Raw genomic sequence first — 5295 nt, 5'->3', positions numbered from 1 at the left:
GGGCGATCATGCCCCCGTGTCGTCAAAAAGCTACCAGCCAAATATCCTGTCAGAACACTGAAGGTGCCTAAGTGAACTGCATTAGGTCTTCGGGCCGCCCTTTTTTGTTTGCCGGGCTATCGGCTACCGCCCTGTCGCTCGACCCTGTTGCAAGCCCTTGGACCTCGTCTAGTATAGGTTGCATCAAGGGGCTTTTTGCAGAATGGTTTCAGGGCGCCTTCACCGTTGTCGGGCATTGTGGTCGCTGGCCTTGATCTGCCTGCTGGCATTGCTTGCCGCGGGCCCGGTAGCCTTTGCGGCGGATGCGGCGCCGGATCTTGGGCCGACGATGCGGTTCGGCATTGTCCGCAGCAACGCACCGGGGTGCGAGCCGATCTGCCCGGAATGGATATCGGCCGAGGGCTCCATAGAAGCCGGCACGCCGGCACTCTTCAAACGCATGCTGAAGACGCTTGGCGGGCGGAAACTGCCTGTTGTCGTGGATTCTCCCGGCGGCAATGTCGAGGCGGCGCTGACGCTTGGCCGGCTGATCCGCAAGAACAAGCTCGATATCGCCATCGGCAAGACGGTGTTTTCCAGCTGCCAGCCCGGTGCGAAGGGATGCCAGGACCGTGACGCCCGCTACTTCGGCGATGTCATCGACTATGGCGCCATGTGCAATTCCGCCTGTCCTCTGATGTTTGCCGGCGGTATCAGGCGGGTGGCCGGCGAATGGGCCTATCTCGGCGTCCATCAGATCACCACGACCTACATCCGCACGAAATTGCAATACCGCACCACCTACCGCATCGTGGGGGGCAAGAAGAAGATCCTCAACACAAAGATCGTCAGCCGCAAGAACGCCGGCAGCTACAAGACCTACGAGATGAGCAAGTCGGTGGAGAAAAAGCTGGCGGCCTATCTCAACCAGATGGGCATCGAACAAGGCATGCTCGAAACGATGAAGGGCACGCCGGCCAGCGAAATTCACCAGATCGCCCTCGACGACATGCTGGCGATGAAGCTGGTCACCAGCACGGACGCTGTAGGCCTGTTGACCGCGGCAAGCCTGTGCGAGCCCGGCCGCCTGGCCACGAATTGCCGGGAAATGCCGGGGGACAAGCCTGATGGCCTGACGGCGACCGCGGCCAAGCCTGCTCCGCCGGCGATCGAACCCGAGCCGGCGCGACACGATGAAGAGCGGCGCGATGAAGACATGCGCTTCGTCGTCGTTCGCGGCACCAATCCGCTCTGCAATCCAGACTGCCCGGAATGGATCTCGGCGGAAGGCGCGATCACTCCCCAGACCCCGCAGAAGCTGCGCCAATTGCTCGCCACGCTCGGCAAACGGCAACTGCCTGTCGTGGTCAGTTCGAGGGGAGGCGACCTGTTCAGCGCCCTGGCGGCGGGACGGCTTATCCATGAAAGGAAGCTCGACGTCGCGGTTGGCCGCACCGATTTCGTCGGCTGTGACCCGGGAGCGTGGAATTGCCTGGCCAAAGAGGGCGCCTATGCCGGGCTGAGCATCGATGCGGGCGTGGAGTGCGATTCGGCCTGCGCGCTGATGCTTGCCGGCGGCATCAAGCGGCTTGTCGGTCCCCAGGCGCGACTTAGCCTCTACCTGATGGGGCAAAAGCAGATGGTCAAGGCCTATCTCGACGAGATGGCGATCGCTCCCGCCCTGTTCGCGGCGATCGAGCGTCGCTCGGTCGAGCGCCGGCTGGAACCCGGCATGATGCTGAAGGTCGGACTGACGACGAGCCTGCAATCGGTCGACGCGCTGACCGGCGCCACCATTTGCGAGGCGGTGCCAAGACCCGAGAATTGCCGGATCCGGCCCTCCGCCAATGCCGAGGCTGACGCGCCGGCCAAATTGTAGACCGCGGCGAAGCCGGAACTGGCCATCGAGGCAGGTTGAGACACTTCCGATTGTTCCGCTATCGTCGCTGCTGGCGGCGCCAGGCAGGCGGAGGATCGAGAATGAGCCAGGATATCCCGACCCTCTACGAATGGGCCGGCGGCGGCGAGGCCCTGAACCGGCTGACCCAGACTTTCTACGACAAGGTGGCGCAGGACCCGATCGTCGGGCCGGTGTTCAAGACCATGTCGCCGGATCATCCCGCCCATGTCGCGGCCTTCATCGGCGAGGTTTTCGGCGGGTCAAAAACCTACAGCGAGCAGTTCGGTGGCCACCGCGAGATGGTCATGCACCATCTGGGCAAGCATCTGAGCGAGGAGCAGCGCCGCCGCTGGATTAGCCTCCTGGCCGATGCAGCCGACGCGGTCGGCCTGCCTGACGATCCGGAATTCCGTTCGGCCTTCATGGGCTATGTCGAATGGGGATCGCGTCTGGCCAAGATGAACTCCAATCTCGGCGAGACGTGCGATCCCGAGACGGAACCGATGCCGGCCTGGGGCTGGGGCGTGCCGGGCGGACCCTATCGGCCGCTGAAAACAAAGTAACCTCTCGCCGAACGAGCTGGTCGTCAGCTGTCCCGATTTCTGGCGCAGGGGGGGTGAAGGTACGTTTGCTTGCAAACCACCCTTTACAGAGCGTGCGGAAGCTTTTAGGAAGCGCCTGCTGCGCCGACATGCGCACGTACGGGCATAGCTCAGTTGGTAGAGCGGCGGTCTCCAAAACCGCAGGTCGTAGGTTCGAGCCCTGCTGCCCGTGCCATTTCCAAAGGGAAATCAGGCACTTAGAAATAGCGCTACTCGGTTGAGAAGCCAAAACGACTGCTGCACATCTATTGCACGGACATGCACGTCCGCGGGCAGCGTCCGACGGTGGCGTAAAATCACACGATTCTGGTGGGCAACTTCACCGTAACGACAGCCTGGTTTGGCGCTGCTCGAGGTTCCACAAAGGTAAAAATTGGCGGGTTGGCACCAAGGAAGCTGGCTTGGCTCGAGTCGAGATTTGCTCCTTTGGTCCGAAGGATGCGGGCGCAGAATACAAACCATCCGACGCTCGGGCATAGGCTTCCATGCTATGCTTTGGACCGCTCGGCTTTGAGAATCTACAGCTTGTAGGCAGCAGGCGGACCAACGGATCCGCGTTCGATGATTGTGGTCGGCAGAATGAGCCTTTCAGCTGGCCGTGCTTCGCCCTTCAAGCGGCGGATGAGCAGTTCCGCGACGCTTTTGCCCAGCGCATAGACGGGCTGGTCGACGACGGTGATGGGCGGGGTCGTGACGCTCGTCCAGTCCGCGTCATGGAAAGTGATGAGCGAGATGTCTTGTGGAATGCGCAGCCCGCGCTGGCGCATGACCTTGAAGATCTCCAGGGCTATGAGACTGTCGGAGGCAAGGATTGCGGTCGGTCGATCTGGCCCCGACAGCAGTTTGTCGGCGAGCTTTCGCGTCTCGTCGGGGCTTGTCGCGCCAAGGCGAATATGACGTTCCGGTCGATCAATTCCGGCGTCCCGGCACACCTTGAGAAAGCCGTCGATGCGCTCACGGACCGATGAGGTGTAGATTTGTCCTAGGTCGCGATACTCATTGCCTTCGGCGTCAACCGCGGTCACATAGGCGATTTTGCTGTGGCCGGCGTCGACAAGGATACGGGTCGCCCGCATGGCGATGTCTCGATCGTCAACCGTAACCGTGTCGACATCGAGATCAGGCAGCGCCCGGTCAAGCAGGGCAAGCGGCCGGCCTGAACGGTGGATGTCGCGCAGGTGTGAGATGTCACGCGATTCCGACGGCGTGACGATCAGTCCGTCGACGCGCTTGCCGATCAACAGCCGCACAGCTGCCCTTTCCGCGTCGATCCGCTCGCCGGAGTTGGCCAAGATGACGTTGAAGCCAGCCGCCCTTGCCGCGTCGCTGATTCCACGCACCGCCAGGCTGAAGAACGGGTTTTCGATGTCTCCGACCACCACGCCGATGATGCCGGACCTGCCGGTCGTCATGCTTCGGGCCAGTTCGTTCGGACGGTAGTCAAGGGCCTTGGCGGCGGCCATGACATTGGCGCGGATCGTGTCGCTGACGACACCGTATCCGCCGAGCACGCGCGCGGCCGTCGCTTTGGACACATTGGCCACTCGGGCGACATCGCTGACCGTTATCGACTGGGTCTTGGGTGCGGTTCTTTTCATTGGATGAACGACTACAAGAGTTGTTGACGGAAGGTCAATCTGGCGATAACGATTATCAAAGAGACCGGTCTCAATCAATAAGAGACCGGTCTCTTTTAGAAGATTGCGGGCCGAGAGGCGCATGCCGCGGTCGCGGCGGCGGGCGATGTCAAGCGTGGGATTGCCGGCTCGACGTCAATACCAAGAAGAACAGACCTTCAGAGTGGAGAGAAGACATGAGCAGGATAGGAATTCTCAAGTCGTTGATGTCACCGGTCCGGGCCGGCGCAATGGCTCTTATGGCTGTGTGCATCGGCGCGGGTTTTGTTTCCGGAGCAGCCGCCGCGGATGACAATCCCTATGGTCTTATTGATGCGAAAGTCATCAGCGTTGGTACCATGGGTGATGCCAAGCCCTACGCTTTCACCCAGGCGGACGGCACATTCACCGGGTTCGACATCGAATTGTTCCGCAACGTCGCGAGCCGCCTTGGCTTCAAGCCGGACCAGGTGATCTTCACCGGTCAGGAATTCTCGGCGCTGATGCCTTCGGTTGCCAACGAGCGCTTCGATGTCGCGGTCGCGGCAATCGGCACGACGGAAGCGCGTAAGAAGACCGTCGACTTTTCCGACGGGTATCTTGCAGGCTATCTCTCCGTGCTTACGTCAGACAAGGCGATCACGTCGGCCGACGGGCTCAAGGGCAAGCGTCTTGGCGTCGTGCAGGGTACGCTGCAGGAAATCTATGCGGCGAAGAATTTTGTCGGGACTGATCTCGTCAAATTTCCTGACAACAATTCGGCCGTCTCGGCGCTCAACAATGGCACGGTCGACGCTCATTTCCTCGATTACGAGGCAGCCAAGGACTATGGCGTTCGTTATCCGGACTTGAAGATCGCGGTTAACATCCCGTCCTTCGACGCGCCGGCAGGCTTCGTCTTGCGCAAGGGCAACGACAAGCTTCGCGATGCGCTGAACACCGCCCTGCATGCGGCCATGCAGGACGGCACCTGGAAGACGCTTTATGAGAAGTGGTTCCCAGGCTCGCCGATGCCCGATCAATACCTCCCCAAGAAGTAACCGCACCCGGGGGGGGGGGGGGGGGGGGGGGGGCCCGCCGGGGCCCGAGGCCGCGGGCGGAGGGTGTGGGGGGGCCGCGCGAGGGGGGGCTGGGCGGGCTGGGGGTTTAGTTAATATAATAATAATATAAGTATAAAAAAAAAAAAGAGGAGGGCGTA

The 5295-nt window shown here is 61.3% G+C and carries 4 protein-coding genes and 1 tRNA gene; 4 read left to right on the top strand and 1 reads right to left on the bottom strand.

All coding sequences use genetic code 11. The annotated features are described in order from the left end of the window. The first annotated feature begins 202 nt into the window (after positions 1-202). From NKH97_RS33050 to NKH97_RS33040, 3 genes are all read left to right on the top strand, one after another. The gene (locus tag NKH97_RS33050; RefSeq protein WP_023814282.1) at positions 203-1858 is read left to right on the top strand and encodes a COG3904 family protein; all 1656 of its coding nucleotides are present in this window, start codon (positions 203-205) and stop codon (positions 1856-1858) included. Positions 1859-1959: 101 nt separating this feature from the next. Next, complete coding sequence (locus tag NKH97_RS33045; protein WP_023814283.1) at positions 1960-2442, top strand: group II truncated hemoglobin; 483 nt, start codon at positions 1960-1962, stop codon at positions 2440-2442. A 138-nt stretch (positions 2443-2580) separates the two neighbouring features. Further along, positions 2581-2656, top strand: a tRNA-Trp gene (locus NKH97_RS33040). A 343-nt stretch (positions 2657-2999) separates the two neighbouring features. On the opposite strand, the gene NKH97_RS33035 is transcribed toward NKH97_RS33040, so the two are convergent. Then, positions 3000-4079, bottom strand: a complete 1080-nt coding sequence (locus tag NKH97_RS33035) for a LacI family DNA-binding transcriptional regulator (protein WP_023814284.1) — start codon at positions 4077-4079, stop codon at positions 3000-3002. Positions 4080-4294: 215 nt separating this feature from the next. On the opposite strand from NKH97_RS33035, the gene NKH97_RS33030 reads away from it, so the two are divergent. Beyond that, entirely contained in the window at positions 4295-5137 is an 843-nt protein-coding gene (locus tag NKH97_RS33030; protein ID WP_023814285.1) for an ABC transporter substrate-binding protein, read from the top strand. The last annotated feature ends 158 nt before the right edge of the window (positions 5138-5295 follow it).

The organism is Mesorhizobium sp. M0870 (assembly GCF_040319775.1).
Classification (GTDB): Bacteria; Pseudomonadota; Alphaproteobacteria; order Rhizobiales; family Rhizobiaceae; genus Mesorhizobium.
The sequence above is the reverse complement of the archived record's forward strand: the minus strand, read 5'-3'. Positions and strand labels throughout refer to the sequence as shown.

Bases quoted from the DNA above. Each gene is read 5' to 3' on its own strand.
- NKH97_RS33030 (WP_023814285.1), top strand. From the start codon at position 4,295: ATGAGCAGGATAGGAATTCTCAAGTCGTTGATGTCACCGGTCCGGGCC.
- NKH97_RS33050 (WP_023814282.1), top strand. From the start codon at position 203: ATGGTTTCAGGGCGCCTTCACCGTTGTCGGGCATTGTGGTCGCTGGCC.
- NKH97_RS33045 (WP_023814283.1), top strand. From the start codon at position 1,960: ATGAGCCAGGATATCCCGACCCTCTACGAATGGGCCGGCGGCGGCGAG.
- NKH97_RS33035 (WP_023814284.1), bottom strand. From the start codon at position 4,079: ATGAAAAGAACCGCACCCAAGACCCAGTCGATAACGGTCAGCGATGTC.